Genomic DNA, 18,839 nt, shown 5'->3' with positions numbered 1-18,839 from the left:
CTTTTGCTAATTATACGGCGGTTTTCTTTCCTTTTTTAGAAAATAAAATCCTAACACTTGGTGAGAGTTTTTCCTTCACTAACAAGCAAGTTTTAGCCATGTTTATTATTGGTTTACTAACCTTCATCAATACCAAAGGCATCAGGAGTGGAAAAATAATTCAGGTGGTTTTTACTTCTGCCAAGTTAATTGCGTTGTTTGCTTTGATAACTATTGGAATTTATATTGGCTTTCATACCAATACTTTTGCAGATAATTTTACCAATATGTGGGAAGCCAAGAAAACATTTTTAGAGGAAAATGGTACTTTGACAATCACTAAACTATCAGGAATTGCATTACTTGGCGCCATGGGAGCAACAATAATCAATTCTTTATTTTCGAGCGATGCTTGGAACAACGTGACTTTTATTGCAGGTGAAATAAAAGATCCTAAAAGTAATATTCCGCGCAGTTTGTTTTTAGGAACTTTACTAGTAACGATTATTTATATTTTGGCTAACATTGCGTATTTGGCATTATTACCGCTTGTAGGAACTCCAGGTGAAGATGGCTCTGTACTACAACACGGAATTATGTTTGCCAGTCAAGATAGAGTAGGAGCAGCAGCAGCCAGTGTTATTATGGGAAATATAGGGGTTTTAGTGATGGCGGGTTTAATTATGGTTTCAACATTTGGATGCAATATTGGATTGATTTTGTCGGGTGGAAGATTGTTTTATGCCATGGCAAAAGATGGTTTGTTCTTTAAACAAGCGGGAGAATTAAACAATTATGATGTTCCAGCTAAAGCATTATGGGTACAATGTCTTTGGGCTTGTTTCCTCTGTCTTACAGGGCGTTATGGAGATTTATTGACGTATGCGACCTTTGCTTCTTTGTTATTTTATATTTTAACGATAGGAGGATTGTTTATTCTTCGTAAAAAAGAGCCTAATGCTGATAGACCTTATAAAGCTTTTGGTTACCCAATTGTACCACTTTTATATATAATCGTAACCAGTTTAATTTGTGTTGATTTATTAGTTTATGATACCAGAAACACTGGAATGGGACTGGTTATTGTTGCAATAGGAATACCAGTTTATTATCTTTTTATGAAAAAAAAGTAATATAATAAAATAAAAAAGTCCCTATTTAAAATATTCGAATAGGGACTTGCTTATTTATATTATTGTTTAGTTGGCGGTGTTGGTGCTGTTTCCAACATTTCAATTTCAAAAATGATGTTCGAGTTTGGTGGAATCACATTTCCAGCACCTTTTTCTCCATAACCTAGTTTAGCTGGGATGAAAATTAAAGCTTTGTCACCAAAATGAAGTAAACTCAACCCTTCGAGAAATCCTGGAATTAAACCATCTTTTTTTCCATAAGGAAAAGGAAAGGGTTGGTAGCCGTTTTGTTTGGCTCTGTTTTCATCGAACTTTCCAAATTCTTTATTTACACTTTCGATACTACTATCAAATAAGGAACCATCCTCTAAATAACCTGCATAATTAATATAAACATTGGTACCATCGGCGGGTTTTCTATCTGTCCCAGCTTGTGTTATTTTATACTTTAAACCAGTTGTGGTTTCTGTTGCTTTACTTTTTATATCTAATAAATATTTTGCTTTAGCAGCGACAACTGGAGCATAAGTTTTGAGATATTCAGCTTTTTTTTGAGCCTCTAATTCAGCTTGTTTTTTCTGATTTTCAGCAGTTATAGCAGCATCTTTTGCATCGTCACCCGATTTGTTTGCCATATAATCCGCAAAAATTTTAGTAGCATCAAATTTCTTTGCTTCAGCACCTTTTCTAACAATAGTGATTTTATTTATTACATCATCTTGAGCAATTTTATTTACCACATCCTGACCGGTAATTACATAACCAAAAATAGTATGTTTTCCAGTTAACCAATCTGTATTTTTATGTGTAATAAAAAATTGAGAACCATTTGTTTTTGGACCAGAATTTGCCATAGCTAAAATTCCAGCTTTATCAAATTTTGCATCGGTAAATTCATCTTTAAAAGCATAACCTGGACCACCGGATCCATTTCCTTGCGGATCACCACCTTGAATCATAAAATCAGCAATAACTCTGTGAAATTTCAAACCGTTATAAAAAGGTTTTCCTTTTAGCTTTTCATCCGTTACTGACGCATTGGTTCCTTCGGCAAGCGAAATAAAATTAGCTACAGTAATAGGTGTTTTTTGATATTCTAACTGAATAACTATTTTCCCTTTTGCTGTTTCAATTTCAGCAAATATTCCATCATTGGCTGAAGGTGCTGCTGTTTTTTTTGCTGTTGCAATAGTAGCTGCAGGTTTTTTTGATTTTGCCGCTGGTTTTTTGGAAGTTTGTGCAGTAGCACTTATCATCCCCAGACAAATTAAAAGAAGAATGTTGAATTTAATTTTCATAATTTATTAATTTATTACTTGTTATTTACTTGTTTATTATTTTTTTTACGGTTACTTCAAAAATTAGATTGGCGTTTGGCGGAATTACATTTCCGGCACCTTGCTCGCCATAACCTAGAGGATACGGAATATAAAATACCGCTTTTTCATCCATTTTTAATTTGCTTAATCCTTCAACAAAACCCGGAATCATTCGGTTTGAACCCATTACATAGGGCAAAGCCGAATAACCGTTTTGCATGGCTCTTTGCTCGTCAAACTTACCAAATTCTTTCGCAACTATTGGGTCGCTCGTATCAAAAAGTGTTCCGTCTTCTAAAAATCCTGAATATTCTATATAAACAGTTTCTCCATTTTTGGGCATCTCTTGTGATGACTTTTGAATAATTTTAAACATAAATCCTGAAGAAGTTTTTGTTGCAGATTTTTTCAAACCTTCAAAATAGGCAACTTTTTCTTCCTTTACTTTTTTATACTTTTCATTATAAACTCTTTTATTTTCAATATCAACGAGGGCTTGCTTTTTCTTATTTTCAGTTTCTGATTTGAAATAATCATTAAAAACTTTTACCGCATCAAACTTCTTTACTGCTTCACCTTTTCTGATAATCTTGATGGTTTTTATTATATCATCTTTCACAATCGAATTTACTACAGTCATGCCATCTCCGACAACATTACCATAAATAGTGTGTTTTCCATCCAACCAAGGTGTTGGGACAAGTGTTATAAAAAATTGGCTGCTGTTTGTGTTTGGACCCGAATTTGCCATGGATAGAATTCCTGGTTTGTCATGTCGTAAATCTGTGATTTCATCATTGAACTTATAGCCAGCATCACCAGAACCATTTCCTAATGGATCACCAGTTTGAACCATAAAATCGTCGGAATCACCATTTAATTTAGAAATCACGCGGTGAAATTTCAAATTATTATAAAAAGGTTTTCCTTTAAATTCTTCAGAAACAAATTGATTTTTACCTTCAACGAGCGTAACAAAATTGGCAACGGTGACTGGTACTTTTTCGTAGTCAAGTTTTACTAAAACAGAACCTTTAGAGGTTTCTATTTCAGCATACAAACCATCTTTTAAATCTTTGTATTTGTCTTTGCATGAGGTTAGACAAACTAAAATTACAGCTAACAAAAGATAATTTTTTATTTTCATTTTTCAGGCTTTAAATTTTCTGTTTTTGTTACTTCTTGTGGTTTAAAATCGTTTAGCGTAACGGTACAAATTAAGGGCTCATTAGTTGTAATTTGTTTGTTATCACCATGGTAACCATAAGCCATGTGAGAAGGAAATAGAAAAGTTACTTTCTCATTTTTGTGCATTAATTTTATGCCATCTCGCAAACCCATCATTATATTTTGTTTATCAACGTGATACGTTTGTGGACGCAATTCGACTTCCGAGTAAATAACATTTCCTTTAAAATCCATAATATCGTAGTCAAATTGAGCAACATCACCTTTTTTAGGACGAAGTGTATCGCGTTCGTTTTTAATTACATAACAATACCAATATCCTTTTTTAGAGGCCAGGTATTGTATTTTTGGATTGCTTTTTATAATAGAATCAATTTTCCCTTCTTCACCAGCTATTAATTTCTTATTTCTTATGACTGATTCTTTCATAAATGTTCCCGAAGAACGCGAAATTGGCATTCGAGCCTGTGGTTGTTTGCAACTTGTCAATGCTGTAAACACTATAACAATAAGTAGAATTTTAAGTATATTTTTCATTATTTTAAATAATTATTTTTGAAATTAAATCCTCAAATTTACTGATTGTTGCTTTCATAGTTCCATATGATTTCCCACCCGCAGCGTTAATATGACCGCCACCGTTGAAATGTTCACGTGCAAACTGATTGACATCAAAAGTACCGTGCGATCGGAACGAAATCTTGATTATATTTTCATCTCTATGTTCTATAAAAATTGCAGCAAAATGAATTCCTTTGATGCTTAATCCATAATTTACAATGCCTTCGGTATCACCTTTTTCGTAACCAAACGTATCAAGTTCATTTTGAGAAAGGGTACTATAAGAAGTCTTGTATTGTGGATATACTTTCATATTTTGTAATGCTCTCCCTAAAAGTTGCAATCTATTGTATGAGTTATCGTCGAATAATGAATAATGAATTTCACTGTTTTCAATACCTAAATCAATTAATTCGGCAACAATACGGTGTGTTGTACTTGTGGTTGACGGAAAACGAAAGGAACCTGAATCTGTGGTAATTCCGGTGTAGATGCAAGTTGCTATGGTTTTGTCTATCAAATTTTTTTTATCCAGAAAAGAAATAAAATTATAAATCATTTCACAAGTAGAACCTATAGCAGTGTTCGAATACGTAAAGGTAGCATAACTATCTGGTTTTTGATGGTGATCAATCATAATTACAGGAACAGAAAGTTTGTTTAAGACCTGTTCCATTTCGCCAGTTCTGTGCAATGCATTAAAATCTAAAGTGAAAACAAGTTCCGTTTCGTTTATAATTTTTGTACAATTGTCGCGGTCATTTTCATAAATTAAAACAGTTTCAGAACTTGGTAACCAAGCTAGAAAATTAGGAAAATCATTGGGAGAAATAACGACCGGCTTGTGATTTAATTTTAAAAGAAAATGATATAAAGCCAATGTAGAGCCCATGGCATCTCCGTCTGGACTTCGATGTGGGATTATGACAATTTTTTTTGGTGTTGCCAATAAATTTTCAATAGCACTAATAGCTTCTTTTTTCATCGTTGGCGAAAGTACTAAAAATTGAAACAAGATTGCACAGCTTAACTAGATTTTAAGTTTTATTTAGACACCAAAAAACCAAACCAAATAGCAAAAAGTCCGAGAAGTATGCTAGAGGCAATATACCCAAAAGCTAAAAGTGAATTATTGCTTTGAAACAAATTGTAATTTTCTATACCAAATGCGGAAAAAGTGGTAAAACCACCACAAAATCCCGTGACCAAAAACCATTTTAGATTGCTTTCCCCCAACTGATTTTTTGTCAAAATCCCGATAATTAATCCAATTAAAAAACAACCTATCACATTGGCAATAAAGGTCGCTAAAGGAAATTGATTAGACCAAAATTTGGAAACTAAAACAGTTGTTAAAAAGCGAAGAACGCTTCCAATCGCACCGCCAATGGCTATAAATAGTATTGTTTTGAGCATTTAATTTAGGAATTAGAATTTTTATTCCTATCTTCTAACTTACGCTTTTCTGCGGGAAATGGTTTTGGCAAACTCGCTTCTTCTGTTTTGCTCGAAGGTTCAATCAATTTGTTTAATTGTTTGATTTCATTTTCAGTTAAATCTCTGTAACGACCCACATGCACATCGAGTAAAATATTGATAATTCGAGTCCTTTTTAGCGCTGTAACTTTGTAATCCAAATACTCACACATTCTACGAATTTGGCGGTTTAAACCTTGTGTTAGTATAATTCGGAAAACAAAATTGCTGATTTGTTCGACTTTACATTTTCTAGTAACGGTATCTAAAATGGGAATTCCGTTGCTCATTCTTTGAATAAATCTGTCGGTAATAGGTTGGTTTACCGTCACAATATATTCTTTTTCATGATTGTTCCTTGCACGCAAAATTTTGTTGACAATATCGCCATCATCCGTCATAAAAATAAGACCTTCGCTGGCTTTGTCTAACCTACCAATCGGAAAAATCCGCTTTGGATAATTGATGTAATCTACAATATTATCTCTCACATTTTCGTTCGTGGTGCACTCAATTCCCACAGGTTTGTTAAAGGCAAGATATATTGGTTTTTCTCTTTTTTCTCTAACCAGTTTTCCATCCACACGCACTTCATCTTCTATCGAAACTTTGGTTCCCATTTCTGGAACAATTCCGTTTATGGTGATGCGTCCTTCTTCCAATAATTTATCCGCTTCACGACGAGAACAAAATCCCGATTCAGAGAGAAATTTATTGATGCGTGTCCTGTTGGTATCCATAACGCAAATATAGAATAAATTAAGAAGTTGCATTCTATTGCTGTTTCTTGATAAGTAAGTTGATAAAAAGGTTTCAAAAAAGTTAAAAAAAGATTTGTAAGTAGTAAGATTTTGTTATTTTTACCCACATGAACATACAAGGAAAACTTATAATCATTGGCGGGGCTGTTGATAAAGGCAGTTTCACCGAAACAGATTTAGATAAAAATGCTGCAAAAAATTTGAATTTTTTTGAGGCAGGTATTTTAAAACGAATCATTGATGAATCCAAACATAAAGCTGCTTCGAGAATTGAAGTTGTTACAACCGCTTCTAAAATCCCGAAAGAAATTGGTCTAGAATATGTAAAAGCGCTGCATTATCTTGGGGCTGACAATGTCGATGTTTTAAATATTGAACGCCGAGAAGAAGCTATGGAACCCGAAGTTTTAGCTCGTTTAAAAGCTGCCGATGTGGTGATGTTTACTGGTGGTGACCAATTACGATTGACCTCTATTCTTGGCGGAACGCCGTTTCACGATATTTTATTAGACAAATACCACAACGAAGATTTTGTGTACGCAGGAACTTCTGCTGGCGCTGCTGCGGCTTCCAATAACATGATTTATCAAGGAAGTAGTAGTGAAGCCTTATTGAAAGGGGAAGTAAAAATCACGAGCGGTTTAGGTTTAATTGACGGTGTAATTATAGATACGCATTTTGTTCAACGTGGCAGAATTGGAAGACTTTTTCAGGCTGTTGTGGGGAACCCAAGAGTATTAGGAATAGGACTTGGAGAAGACACTGGCTTGTTGATTACGAACAACTCTATGATGGAAGCTATTGGTTCCGGATTAGTAATTTTGGTAGATGGAAAAGAAATTAAGGACACCAATTTGACCCAAGTAGAATTAGGACAACCCATATCTATCAATCATTTGGTCACACATGTGATGAGTATTCATGATACTTTTGACTTAACTACTTTCAAAATGACAATTAAATCTTCACAATACGTTTAAAATAGTTGATAAAGTCCTGGGTACAAGGTTTTAGGGTTATAAAACTTTTTACCCATTACCACTAACCCAGCATCTCAAACCAATGAAAATAATCATCCATGGCGGATTTTTCTCGGAATCAGCAACCAATCACGAAACCAAGGTTGCAAAACAACAAGCTTTACTTCGTATTGTCAAAGATGCCTATGATTATTTGAAAACACATTCGGCTATGGATACGGTTGTACATGCCGTTTCTCTTTTAGAAGATGATGCGTTGTTCAATGCTGGTATTGGGTCCCAAATTCAAAGCGACGGCAAAATCAGAATGAGCGCCTCTTTGATGGATGGTTCCACCATGAAAATGAGTGGTGTGATGAATATTGAAGAAGTAAAAAATCCTGTTCAAGTTGCCCAAGTTTTACAAGATTATGAAGATAAAGTTTTGGGCGGAAGCGGAGCAATCAAGTTTGCAAGAGCGCATGGTTTCGAAAAATTTTCTACCGAAACCCCACAACGAAGTGAGGAATACGAAGCCAAACGTGCCGCAACCCAGATAGGAACTGTAGGTTGTGTAGCTTTGGATACAAATGGAAAAATTGCCGTTGCTACTTCAACAGGAGGAAAAGGTTTTGAAATACCCGGAAGAATATCCGATTCGGCTACAGTAGCTGGGAATTATGCTAATCAATTCTGTGGCGTAAGTTTAACTGGTGTTGGCGAAGATATTGTGAGCGGAGCAGTCGCAGCAAAAATTGTTACGCGTGTTACCGATGGATTTTCATTAGAAAAAGCTTTTGAAAAAACCTTTAATGAATTAAAACCTTTTGATGGTTATGCCGGTGCAATCGCGATTGACAATAAAGGAAATGTCTTTCATCAAGATTCATATCCAAGCATGGTATATGCTAGTTTTGATGGACAAAATGAAGAGGTTTTTAATTAGGATACTCATGTCATAAAAAATCCGTCTTGATTTCACAAAACGGATTTGAATTTTAAAGTTTCTGTAGGTACTGCACACTCCCTAAATCGTTCTTCGTATTTACAAATGTATCACTTCGCCATAAGCATCAGCTACAGCTTCCATCACGGCTTCACTCATTGTAGGGTGGGGATGTATGGCTTTTAAGATTTCGTGACCGGTAGTTTCTAGTTTGCGCGCTACAACTGCTTCTGCAATCATATCGGTAACGCCAGCACCAATCATGTGACAACCCAACCATTCACCATATTTGGCATCGAAAATTACTTTTACAAAACCGTCGGGAGTTCCGGCAGCTTTTGCTTTTCCGGATGCCGAGAAGGGGAATTTTCCAATTTTTACTTCGTATCCTTTTTCTTTAGCTTGTTTTTCGGTTAATCCCACAGAGGCGATTTCTGGAGTGGCATAGGTACAACCGGGAACGTTACCATAATCAATGGGATCTACGTGTAAGCCTTTTATTTTTTCAACGCAATTAATCCCTTCAGCCGACGCTACGTGTGCCAAGGCTTGACCAGGAGTTACATCACCAATAGCGTAATAACCTGCAACATTGGTTTGAGCGTAAGCATCAACCAATATTTTATCTTTATCTGTTTTGATGCCTACTTCTTCAAGTCCAATATTTTCAATATTGGTTTTGATTCCAACTGCCGAAAGCAACATGTCAGCTTCTAGGATTTCTTCGCCTTTAGTTGTTTTTACAAATGCCTTTACGCCTTTTCCAGAAGTATCAATTCGTTCTACCGATGCATTGGTCATGATAGAAATCCCTGATTTTTTCATGGAACGTTCCATTTGTTTTGAAATATCTTCATCTTCGAGAGGAACAATATTGGGCATAAATTCAACAATAGTCACTTCTGTTCCCATGGCATTGTAAAAATGGGCAAACTCAACTCCAATGGCACCTGATCCAACTACAATCATTTTCTTGGGTTGTGTGGGTAAGGTCATTGCTTGGCGGTAACCAATAACTTTTATACCATCTTGTGGCAAATTTGGCAACTCGCGCGAACGTGCACCAGTAGCAATGATAATATGGTCAGCAGCATATTCAGTAACTTTCTTGTCTTTGTCGGTTACATCAACTTTTTTGCCTGGTTTTAGTTTTCCAAAACCATCAATAACGTCTATCTTATTCTTTTTCATTAAGAACTGTACTCCTTTACTCATGCCATCGGCTACATCTCTGGAACGTTTTACTACTGCTGAAAAATCTTTGTCAAATTCTTTTATTGTCAATCCATAATCGGAAGCATGTTTTAGGTAATCAAAAACCTGTGCAGATTTTAGTAATGCTTTTGTAGGAATACAACCCCAGTTTAAACAAACGCCGCCAAGGTTTTCTTTTTCGATTATGGCTACTTTAAAGCCAAGTTGTGAGGCTCGAATAGCAGTCACATAACCGCCGGGACCACTTCCTAAAACAATAATATCGTATTTCATTTTTTGTAATTTTCTAAATTAATTGAGAGTGCGAATTTATGGATTTATTTTAAAATTTATTCTACTTCGGTAGCAAACTGCGAATCGTAAAGTTTTTTATAATAGCCTTCGGTTTTAATTACGAGCTCCTGATGCGTTCCTTCTTCTACAATATGCCCTTTATCCATTACGATAATTTTATTAGTATTGATAATAGTTGCCAGTCGATGTGCAATTATTATCGAAGTTCTATTTTGAGTAATGGTTTCGGTTGCTTTTTGAATCAGTTCCTCGCTGTAAGTATCAATAGATGATGTGGCTTCGTCCAAAATCAAAATACTAGGATTGCTCATGTAAGCACGAAGAAAGGCAATGAGTTGCCGTTGTCCCGATGATAGCATTACCCCCCGTTCTTTCACATCATAATCATACCCATTGGGCAAACTCATAATGAATTTGTGAATCCCAATTTTTTTGGCGGCGGCAATTACAGCATCTCTTATTATGGCAGGATTATTTAAAGTAATATTGTTGTAAATGGTATCGGCAAATAGAAAAACATCTTGTAAAACAATGGCAATTTGTTGCCGTAGACTATCGAGTGTAAAATCGTTTATATTCTGATCATCAATATAGATTGCTCCCGAATTGATTTCGTAAAAACGGTTTAACAAATTAATGATGGTTGATTTTCCTGCGCCCGTAGCACCAACTATGGCAATCGTTTCACCCGATTTCACAGTAAGATTAATGCCCTTTAAAACTTCTTCGTTGTCAACATAACTAAAACGTACATTTTCAAATTTTAGATTCCCATCAAAATGACCCGCTATTGTAGTACCATCCCTTTGAACATCGATAGTGCTGTCTAAAATATCAAAAACCCTATTGGCAGCAATCATTCCCATTTGCATTTCATTGAATTTATCCGCAATTTGACGCAAAGGATTGAACAACATTCCTATAAACATGGTATAGGAAAACAAATCTCCAAAAGTGGTAAACTTATCGCCATCTAAAATATGAAAACCACCATAAAGCACCACAGCTGCTAGTGTTAGCGACGAAATAATATCCGCAATAGGAAAGAAAATCGAGTTGTAAAAAATAGTTTTTATCCAAGCATTGTTATGCTTACCATTAATTTCTTTAAATTTTTCATATTCTAGTTCTTCCCGATGAAAAAGCTGCACAATCTTCATTCCCGTAACACGCTCCTGAACAAATGTATTCATGTTAGCCACCTGCGTGCGTACTTCTTCAAAAGCTACCTGCATTTTGCGCTGAAAAATTCTGGTGATATACACCAATATCGGCATGGCAATAATAACAATCCACGTCAAACGCCAGTTCATGTAAAGCATAAAAAATAAAACCACCACCATTTTTATCAAATCACTAAATATCATGAACAAGCCCTGACTAAAAATGCGTGCAATTTGCTCAATATCAGAAACCGAACGAGTAACCAGCATCCCAACCGGCGAATTATCAAAATACTTCATCCGAAAACCCAACATATGTTGAAACAGTTTGATTCGAATATCTTTAATAATGTCTTGACCCAACAAATTTGCCCAAAAAACAAAATAAAACTGCGAAAATGTTTCTAACATCAACACAACTCCCATAAGCATTACATACAGCAACAACCCATGTTGATCCATGGGTTTTATATACTCATCAACTGTTTTTTTTAACAAATAAGGACGCAGCGCCGCAAAAACAGAAAGCGAAATAGCAAATAAAATCACACCATGATACCTGTATTTATAAGGTTTGGTATATTTTAAAATGCGTTTAAATAATTTAGTATCAAATGCTTTTGCTTGCACTTTTTTGTTGTTTTAATTTCATAATCCACAACTCACAACTCATATTCAATTTTGGTCAAATACAAACCTTGCGCAGGAACCGAAAAACCTGCTCTATTCCTGTCTTTACTGGCTAAAATGCTTTCAAAATCAGCCAAACTTATTTTTTCTGTTCCAATGTCAAGCATCGTTCCCACAATGGCACGAACCATATTTCTTAAAAATCGGTCTGCAGTAATAGTAAAAATTAGCTTATTTGCTACTTGTTGCCAATGGGCATCAAAAATAACACAATTAAAAGTGCCTACATCGGTCTGAACCTTCGAAAAACATTCAAAATCCGTATGCTTCAGCAATAGTTCGCAGGCAGCATTCATTTTAGAAACCACCAGCGGCGTCCAAAAATAAAAACTTCCATCATTTTCAAAAACATCTTTTGTGGTATGAATGTGGTATTCATAAGTTCTTTTCACTGCATCAAACCGCGCGTGCGCTGCAGCGTCAACCTGCATCACATCATAAACAACAATATCCTTGGGCAAAAACAAATTAAGCCTCTGTACCAATGGCGCAGCAACAAGAAGCGCGTCACAATCAAAATGAGCATACATCTCGCGCGCATGCACCCCGCTATCTGTTCGTCCTGCACCAGTAACAGCTACAGTTGTTTTCAAAAGTTTTGACAACGCCACAGTAAGTACTTCTTGCACAGAGCTGGCATTGGGTTGCATTTGCCAACCGTGATAATGGGTTCCTTTATAAGCTAGTTTTATGAAATATCTCAAAGCGTGCAGTTCCTTATTGTATGGTTACAAAGCTACAAAGTATTCAGCAAATACAAAGTTCGTTTGAAGGTTTGTAAAAAATACAATCTTTGAAAGACAATACTGTATAAACCTTCGCCAACCTACACCAATATGGGTGAATATGCGCTACTTTGTAGCGGGTATATACTAGTTAGTGGCTATTTTAGCGGAACTAAACAGAATAAGGAAATATGATGAAAATAATATTTTACACAATTGGAATTTTTCTTTTAACAATAAAAGGTTTTGGACAAAATAAGTCTGAAAACATAGTTTATGTTGTAGACAAAATCACAATACTTGAAGACCCAGAAAGAGGAAATGAAGTAACTGAAAATGATATTGCAGATATGAATGTAATTAAAAACAAAGACAGTTTAAAAGTCCTTGGTTTTGAAAAATTTGATGGAGCAATTTATATCTACACAAAGGAATACAGAAAAAGACCAGAAGAAATAAAACAAATTCCTTCTTCAAAACAAATGGAAAGAAAAAATGGAATTTGGTACTATAACAATGAAATCTATAACGGAAAATTCCTTGATTATTATTACAGCGGAAAAATTCAAGGCGAAGGAATATTAAAAAATGGGAAACTTGATGGATTACGCAAAATGTACTATCAAAATGGAAAATTATCACTCGAAAGATATTATACAAATTCAATTTCAAATGGACTTGAAAAAGAATATTATGAAGACGGGACTTTAAAACAAAAAGGCGAATTTATAAACGGTAAAGAAAACGGAATTTGGGAAACTTACTTTCCAAACGGACAAGTTAAACAAAGAACTAATTTAAAGAATGGAATAGTTGATGGAGAAAGCACAATCTATTATTCAACAGGGAAAATTTTATCAGTGGAATTAGGAGAAAATGGAAAAATAATTCCTGACAAAAGACTTGAAAAAATTACTCAACTTATGAAAAAGAGTAATGAAAGTAATCAAAATGGCGATTCAAAATCAGCAATCAAATATTGCAACAAAGCAATTGAATTAGATAGCGAATATGCTGAAGCATATTTTTCGAGAGGAACTTTGAAACTAAATGAAATGCAATTTGACGAAGCAATTATAGACTTTGATAAAGCATTAACACTCGAACCATTTATGACTTTTGCAATAGCCAACAGAGCATTTGCAAGAATAAGAAAATATGAATTTAGTGGCGACAGAGAATTAATGAAGAATAGTGAAGTGACGGTTTTGGCTTCAAAAAAGAAAACAGAAATTTCATCAGCCGAAAAAGAAAAGATTTGTGCAGATTTACAAAAAGCAATCTTTTTAGGCGACAATAACGAAATGGTTTTAGATGCTGAAAAACAATATTGTAAATAAAAAAAAACAGCCACTAACATCGGTTTGGAGAAATTGCGAATTTTGTGGTAAATTCAAGTTTAACTTTCGCAAGAAATTTTATCTTTAACAGAAAATAATTCGTTCCGAAGTTCGCAAAATCTCAAAGCGCGCGAGACGTTACCGACTGCAACCAGAATATTATCGTTAACAACTAGCAGATTGCAACCAACAACTACCAACTACCAACTATCAACCATCAACCCACAACGCTGCACAATAATAAAAGATACTTAACAAAAGAATTTTATCTTTGTTGTAAACACCTGCTTTGAAAAAAATCCTCCTCCTTTCCGATACCCACAGTCACCTCGACGAAAAAATAATAAAATACATTCATCAAACAGACGAAGTATGGCATGCCGGCGATATTGGCGATTTAAAAGTCACCGATACCATAAAAACAATAAAACCCCTGCGCGCAGTATACGGCAACATCGATGATAGTAAAGCCCGAGTAGAATTTCCATTGCACAATAAATTTCTGTGTGAAAATGTTGCCGTTTGGATAACCCACATTGGCGGTTATCCCGGCAGATACAACCAGTACATTCGTACCGAAATACAAACCAATCCCCCCAAACTATTTATTACCGGACATTCACACATCCTAAAAGTACAATTTGATAAAAAACTAAACCTCCTGCAACTCAACCCCGGCGCTTGCGGCATTTATGGCTTTCATCAAGTGCGCACCATGTTGCGCTTTCAAATAGATAACGATAAAATTCAAAATCTTGAAATCATCGAATTGGGAAATCGCTCCAAATAGTCATTAATTGTTAAGAAAATAAAAGTACTAATAAAACATAACATTTTACTCGTAATTAAATAACAATACAACGTTCCTTCTTATGTACATTTGTACAAGGCAACGTTGCCTCCTAAAAAAAAAAAAATGAAAAAAGTAATGATGATTGCATTAATGGTATTTATATGCAGTTTTACGTTTGCAAAAACACCCCCAAAAGCAGTAGCGGATGCCTTTATGAAAAAATTTCCAACTGCCACCAAAGTGACATGGGGAGTTGAAGGTCCGAAAGAGTGGGAAGCAGAATTCACAATAGATGGGGAGAAAATTTCAGCAAATTTTAACGAAAATGGAACTTGGTTAGAAACCGAAAAAAAAATTAAAGCAGCCAATTTACCAAAAGCAGTTCAAGCAGCAGTTAATAAAAAGTATAGCGATTGGAAAATTGCAGAAGCTGACAAAACAGAAACCGCAAAACACGGGACAATCTATGAAGTTGATTTAAAAAAAGGAATGAAATCCAAAAGTCTAGCCTTCAAAGAAGACGGAACATCAGTAAATGAATAGGGATTTAAATTTTTACAAATACAAAAATAATGGGAATTGGTTTTTAGTACTAGTTCCCAATTTATTTTGAAATTTTTTTCTTATTTTAGCACAGATTTAAAATAAAATTACTGACTGTTTAACATATTAAATACAATACAATGAAAAAAATAGTTCATCTTTTAATAATCGTTCTTTCCATTAGTAGCTGCGTTGCTCAAAACTATAAAGTTTCAAAAAAAATAAATATTGCTGGCGATGGTGGTTGGGATTACCTTACCGTTGACGAGGTAAACCAGCATTTATTCGTATCTCACGGAAACGTGGTTGAGGTAATTGATCTAAAAACAGACAAAACCATTGCTACAATTCAAGATACCAAAGGGGTTCATGGCATTGCTATTGCCAATGAGGTAAATAAAGCCTTTATAACCTGCGGAAAAGACAATTCGGTCACCATTGTAGATTTAAAAAACTTTGAATTAATCGAAAAAGTTACCATTCAGGGTCAACGACCAGATGCCGTTTTGTACGATGCCTTTTCAAAAAAAGTATTCACCTACAATGCAAAATCCAATGACACCACCGTTCTTGATGCCCTTACCAATAAAATTGTAAAAACAATACCCTTGGGAGGAAAACCTGAATTTTCTGTTACCAATACTAAAGGGTTGATTTACGTAAATATCGAAGACAAAAATGAAATCAAAACCATTGATGCCAACAAATTAGAAGTTACGGCAACATGGAGTATAGCACCTGGCGATGAACCATCGGGACTAGCGATTGATGTTGAAACGAACAGATTATTTTCGGTTTGTGGAAATAATGTAATGATAATTGTAGATGCCTTGAGCGGGAAAGTTGTCCAAAAATTACCTATAGATGAGGGTTGCGATGGTGTAGCATTTGATGCCAAAAATAAATTAGCTTTTAGCTCCAACGGAATCGGAACCATTACAGTGGTAAAAGAAGAAAATGCCAATACTTTTTTAGTTCAACAGACTATAAAAACACAAAAAGGCGCACGAACCATTGCATTGAATAAAACCACTAATCAATTATATTTACCTACCGCCGATTTTGAATCAAAACCAGCACCAACTACCGAAAATCCAAAACCTAGAGCTAGTTTAAAACCTAATTCTTTTGTAGTTTTGATTGTAAATCCCATTAGTAAGAAATAAAATGTTATGGAAAAACAATCCAAAAACAAACCCTACAGTATAAAAAATGTAACTCACGAACATCAAAGCAGTTTATTAAGTTCACAACGTTTTGCTATTTGGATAACAACTAAAATTGGCACGATGCCATTTTTTTACATTATATTTGTTTGGACGTTTACATGGCTTTTATGGAATATTTTTGCTCCAAAAAACTTACAATTTGACGAATCACCAAATTTTTTAATGTGGTTATTTATTTCAAATATGATTCAAATTTTTTTGATGCCATTATTGTTGATAGGACAAAATCTTCAAGGAAAAAATGCCGAACTGTTAGCCGACAATGATTTTGAAGTTAATATTAAAGCCGAAAAAGAAATTGCCGAATTAAAAAAAGAATTATTAGAAATTAAACAACTTTTAAAAAAACATTTAAAAGAATAAAATGAAACTAAAGTTTTCAATTATATTTTTTCTTTTTATAATCAAGTCTTTTTCTCAAGAAAAGGACTTGATTTTTTATATACAAAAAGCACAATCCAATTCGCCGCTACTAAAGGATTTATCCAATCAAATTAAATCAAATAAAATAGATAGTTTGATAAACAGAGCTAATTATAAACCTCAAATTAAAGCAAATTTGAATGCTTATTATGCTCCCATTTTAGACGGATTTGGTTATGACTTAACGTTGAGTAACGGACAAACAGTTTCAGGACTTGTAGGTATAAACAAAAAAATTATCGGTAAAAACCAAATAAATACCCAAGGCGAAAGTTATCAGTTGTTGAAAGAAGCAATACTGTTAAACAAAAAAGTAGCCATAAAAGAGTTAAACAAATTAATCATTGGACAATACATTACGGCGTCGGGAACTGCTCAACAACTGGACTACAATAAAAAAATGGGATTTTTGCTCAAAGATGAATCCAGCATTTTAAAAAAACTAACCCAAAATTCGATATACAAACAAACAGATTATTTACTGTTTCTATCCACCGTAAAACAACAGGAATTGCAATTATTGCAGTTAAAACAACAGTATCAAAATGATTTGGGATTGCTCAATTATTTATCTGGAGAAACAGATACCACTTTCGTGAATTTAAAAAAGCCGAACATAACAATACAAGAATCATTTTCTAATTCTAAAAGTGTATTCCTCAAACAATTTGAAGTAGATAGTCTTAAAATTATCAATCAAAACAAATTGATAAACAATGCGTATAAGCCTTCTTTATCTTTGTTGGGCGATGCAGGATATTTATCGGCTTTTGTTTTAGATGCTCATAAAAATTTTGGATTTAGTGTCGGTTTAGGTCTGTCCATTCCTGTTTATGACGGCAATCAAAAATCGTTGCAACATCAAAAAAATCAAACAGCATTGAACACTAATTTGGCGTACAAAACCAATTTTAATAAGCAATACCAACAACAACTTTTGCTCTTGCGTCAAAAACTCCAACAAGCTATTGCCATCGAAAATCAATTGCAATTACAACTTCAAATAGTGGATGCCTTAATCGAGGCCAACAAAAAATTATTACTCACGGGCGATGCACAAATTACCGATTATGTGATTGCTATTGGCAATGTAATTACTATTAATAATACTATTTCGCAAAATAAAATCAATACACTTCAGCTTATTAATGAAATTAATTATTGGAATAATAATGACTAATATTATGAAGAATTATATACTGTTTTATATGCTGCTTGCTGTCTTTTTTACTTCTTGTAAAGACGCTACAGTAGCCGAAAAACCAATAGATGTTAGGGTTCCGGTAACTTTAACTACAATTGATACATTGGGAATCGCAAGTTATATTGATCTTAATGCAACTGCCACTTATCTAGTAAAAAACACTATTAAAGCCAATGCAACGGGTTATTTAAATTCGGTCAATGTGGCAACAAATGATTTGGTAACTATCGGAAAAGAATTATTTTCTATCAAAACTCGTGAAGCAAAAGTTTTAGGAAATACTATCAATAAAATAGATCCCTCGCTCCAGTTTGGTGGTGCCATTCGGGTGCGTTCTAACACAAACGGAATTGTAACTATGGTCAATGTGCAACAAGGCGATTATGTTCAGGATGGTGATGTTTTAGTTACAATAAATGATACCAAAAGTTTTGCAATACTATTGAGTTTGCCTTTTGAATTGAAAAAATATATTGCCATAGGGAAACAATTGACTGTTACTTTGCCCGATGCTACTTCCAGAACAGCAACGGTTCAAAAATTTTCACCAACGGTTGACGCAGCGTCGCAAACGCAAAATGTTGTCTTAAAAATAAACGGTAAACAAGACATCCCCGAGAATTTAATAGTAAAAGTTAGAATCAACAAAGGATCGAATGCAAAATCCATATCGGTACCAAAATCTGCAGTGTTGAGTGATGAAACCGAAACTAAATTTTGGATTATGAAAATGATAAACGCCAATACCGCTATTAAAATCCCGATAACAAAAGGCATTCAAACCGAAAACAAAATTGAAATCGTATCGCCCGTTTTAACTCTTGAAGACAAAATTTTGCTAACAGGAAATTATGGAGTTGCCGATACGATTAAGGTGAAAGTGGTAAAAAAATAATTC

Annotated in this window: 19 protein-coding genes; 10 read left to right on the top strand and 9 right to left on the bottom strand. The window is 34.4% G+C overall.

Going from position 1 to position 18,839, the window contains the following annotated elements:
* The coding region (locus tag Q0Q96_RS05355) for an amino acid permease (protein ID WP_293872201.1) at positions 1-1,112 on the top strand (1,112 nt) is incomplete at its 5' end.
* A gap of 59 nt (positions 1,113-1,171) precedes the next feature.
* On the opposite strand, the gene Q0Q96_RS05350 is transcribed toward Q0Q96_RS05355, so the two are convergent.
* The 6 genes from Q0Q96_RS05350 to rluF are packed head-to-tail and all read right to left on the bottom strand — an operon-like array spanning position 1,172 to position 6,396.
* A complete protein-coding gene (locus tag Q0Q96_RS05350) occupies positions 1,172-2,404 on the bottom strand; it encodes a peptidylprolyl isomerase (RefSeq protein WP_293872203.1) in 1,233 nt (410 codons plus the stop codon).
* Between the two features lie 31 nt (positions 2,405-2,435).
* Positions 2,436-3,578 (bottom strand): peptidylprolyl isomerase, encoded by a 1,143-nt coding sequence (locus tag Q0Q96_RS05345; RefSeq protein ID WP_293872200.1) that lies wholly within the window; start codon positions 3,576-3,578, stop codon positions 2,436-2,438.
* Positions 3,575-4,156 (bottom strand): gliding motility-associated peptidyl-prolyl isomerase GldI, encoded by a 582-nt coding sequence (gene gldI / locus Q0Q96_RS05340; RefSeq protein WP_293872199.1) that lies wholly within the window; start codon positions 4,154-4,156, stop codon positions 3,575-3,577. The genes Q0Q96_RS05345 and gldI overlap by 4 nt, the downstream gene beginning before the upstream one ends.
* A gap of 4 nt (positions 4,157-4,160) precedes the next feature.
* Positions 4,161-5,165, bottom strand: a complete 1,005-nt coding sequence (locus Q0Q96_RS05335) for a bifunctional oligoribonuclease/PAP phosphatase NrnA (protein WP_293872198.1) — start codon at positions 5,163-5,165, stop codon at positions 4,161-4,163.
* 59 nt (positions 5,166-5,224) lie between these two features.
* Positions 5,225-5,596: a fluoride efflux transporter CrcB gene (crcB, locus tag Q0Q96_RS05330; protein WP_293872197.1), complete on the bottom strand. Its 372-nt coding sequence runs from the start codon at positions 5,594-5,596 to the stop codon at positions 5,225-5,227.
* A 5-nt stretch (positions 5,597-5,601) separates the two neighbouring features.
* The gene (gene rluF, locus Q0Q96_RS05325; RefSeq protein ID WP_293872202.1) at positions 5,602-6,396 is read right to left on the bottom strand and encodes a 23S rRNA pseudouridine(2604) synthase RluF; all 795 of its coding nucleotides are present in this window, start codon (positions 6,394-6,396) and stop codon (positions 5,602-5,604) included.
* A 128-nt stretch (positions 6,397-6,524) separates the two neighbouring features.
* Between rluF and Q0Q96_RS05320 the strand changes: the two genes are divergently transcribed.
* Entirely contained in the window at positions 6,525-7,397 is an 873-nt protein-coding gene (locus Q0Q96_RS05320) for a cyanophycinase (protein ID WP_293872196.1), read from the top strand.
* An 82-nt stretch (positions 7,398-7,479) separates the two neighbouring features.
* Entirely contained in the window at positions 7,480-8,322 is an 843-nt protein-coding gene (locus Q0Q96_RS05315; RefSeq protein WP_293872195.1) for an isoaspartyl peptidase/L-asparaginase, read from the top strand.
* Positions 8,323-8,421: 99 nt separating this feature from the next.
* Here the strand turns inward: Q0Q96_RS05315 and lpdA are convergent, their stop codons facing one another.
* The 3 genes from lpdA to truA are packed head-to-tail and all read right to left on the bottom strand — an operon-like array spanning position 8,422 to position 12,388.
* Positions 8,422-9,810: a dihydrolipoyl dehydrogenase gene (gene lpdA / locus Q0Q96_RS05310; RefSeq protein ID WP_293872194.1), complete on the bottom strand. Its 1,389-nt coding sequence runs from the start codon at positions 9,808-9,810 to the stop codon at positions 8,422-8,424.
* Between the two features lie 56 nt (positions 9,811-9,866).
* Positions 9,867-11,624: an ABC transporter ATP-binding protein gene (locus tag Q0Q96_RS05305; RefSeq protein WP_293872193.1), complete on the bottom strand. Its 1,758-nt coding sequence runs from the start codon at positions 11,622-11,624 to the stop codon at positions 9,867-9,869.
* 32 nt (positions 11,625-11,656) lie between these two features.
* Positions 11,657-12,388 (bottom strand): tRNA pseudouridine(38-40) synthase TruA, encoded by a 732-nt coding sequence (gene truA, locus Q0Q96_RS05300; protein ID WP_293872192.1) that lies wholly within the window; start codon positions 12,386-12,388, stop codon positions 11,657-11,659.
* Positions 12,389-12,600: 212 nt separating this feature from the next.
* On the opposite strand from truA, the gene Q0Q96_RS05295 reads away from it, so the two are divergent.
* The 7 genes from Q0Q96_RS05295 (at position 12,601) to Q0Q96_RS05265 (ending at position 18,836) form a co-directional block, all read left to right on the top strand.
* Positions 12,601-13,749, top strand: a complete 1,149-nt coding sequence (locus Q0Q96_RS05295) for a hypothetical protein (RefSeq protein ID WP_293872191.1) — start codon at positions 12,601-12,603, stop codon at positions 13,747-13,749.
* Between the two features lie 289 nt (positions 13,750-14,038).
* Positions 14,039-14,539, top strand: a complete 501-nt coding sequence (locus Q0Q96_RS05290) for a metallophosphoesterase family protein (protein WP_293872190.1) — start codon at positions 14,039-14,041, stop codon at positions 14,537-14,539.
* Positions 14,540-14,665: 126 nt separating this feature from the next.
* Positions 14,666-15,085, top strand: a complete 420-nt coding sequence (locus Q0Q96_RS05285; protein WP_293872189.1) for a PepSY-like domain-containing protein — start codon at positions 14,666-14,668, stop codon at positions 15,083-15,085.
* Between the two features lie 140 nt (positions 15,086-15,225).
* Positions 15,226-16,251 carry a hypothetical protein gene (locus tag Q0Q96_RS05280; RefSeq protein WP_293872188.1) on the top strand — a complete coding sequence of 342 codons (1,026 nt, stop codon included), beginning with the start codon at positions 15,226-15,228 and terminating at the stop codon, positions 16,249-16,251.
* Positions 16,252-16,257: 6 nt separating this feature from the next.
* Entirely contained in the window at positions 16,258-16,677 is a 420-nt protein-coding gene (locus Q0Q96_RS05275) for a DUF1003 domain-containing protein (protein WP_293872187.1), read from the top strand.
* A gap of 1 nt (position 16,678) precedes the next feature.
* A complete protein-coding gene (locus Q0Q96_RS05270) occupies positions 16,679-17,917 on the top strand; it encodes a TolC family protein (RefSeq protein WP_293872186.1) in 1,239 nt (412 codons plus the stop codon).
* Positions 17,918-17,921: 4 nt separating this feature from the next.
* Positions 17,922-18,836 (top strand): efflux RND transporter periplasmic adaptor subunit, encoded by a 915-nt coding sequence (locus tag Q0Q96_RS05265; RefSeq protein WP_293872185.1) that lies wholly within the window; start codon positions 17,922-17,924, stop codon positions 18,834-18,836.
* Positions 18,837-18,839 lie beyond the last annotated feature (3 nt).

The sequence above is a fragment of the Flavobacterium sp. genome (genome assembly GCF_025352015.1).
Lineage (GTDB): Bacteria > Bacteroidota > Bacteroidia > Flavobacteriales > Flavobacteriaceae > Flavobacterium.
The sequence above is the reverse complement of the archived record's forward strand: the minus strand, read 5'-3'. Positions and strand labels throughout refer to the sequence as shown.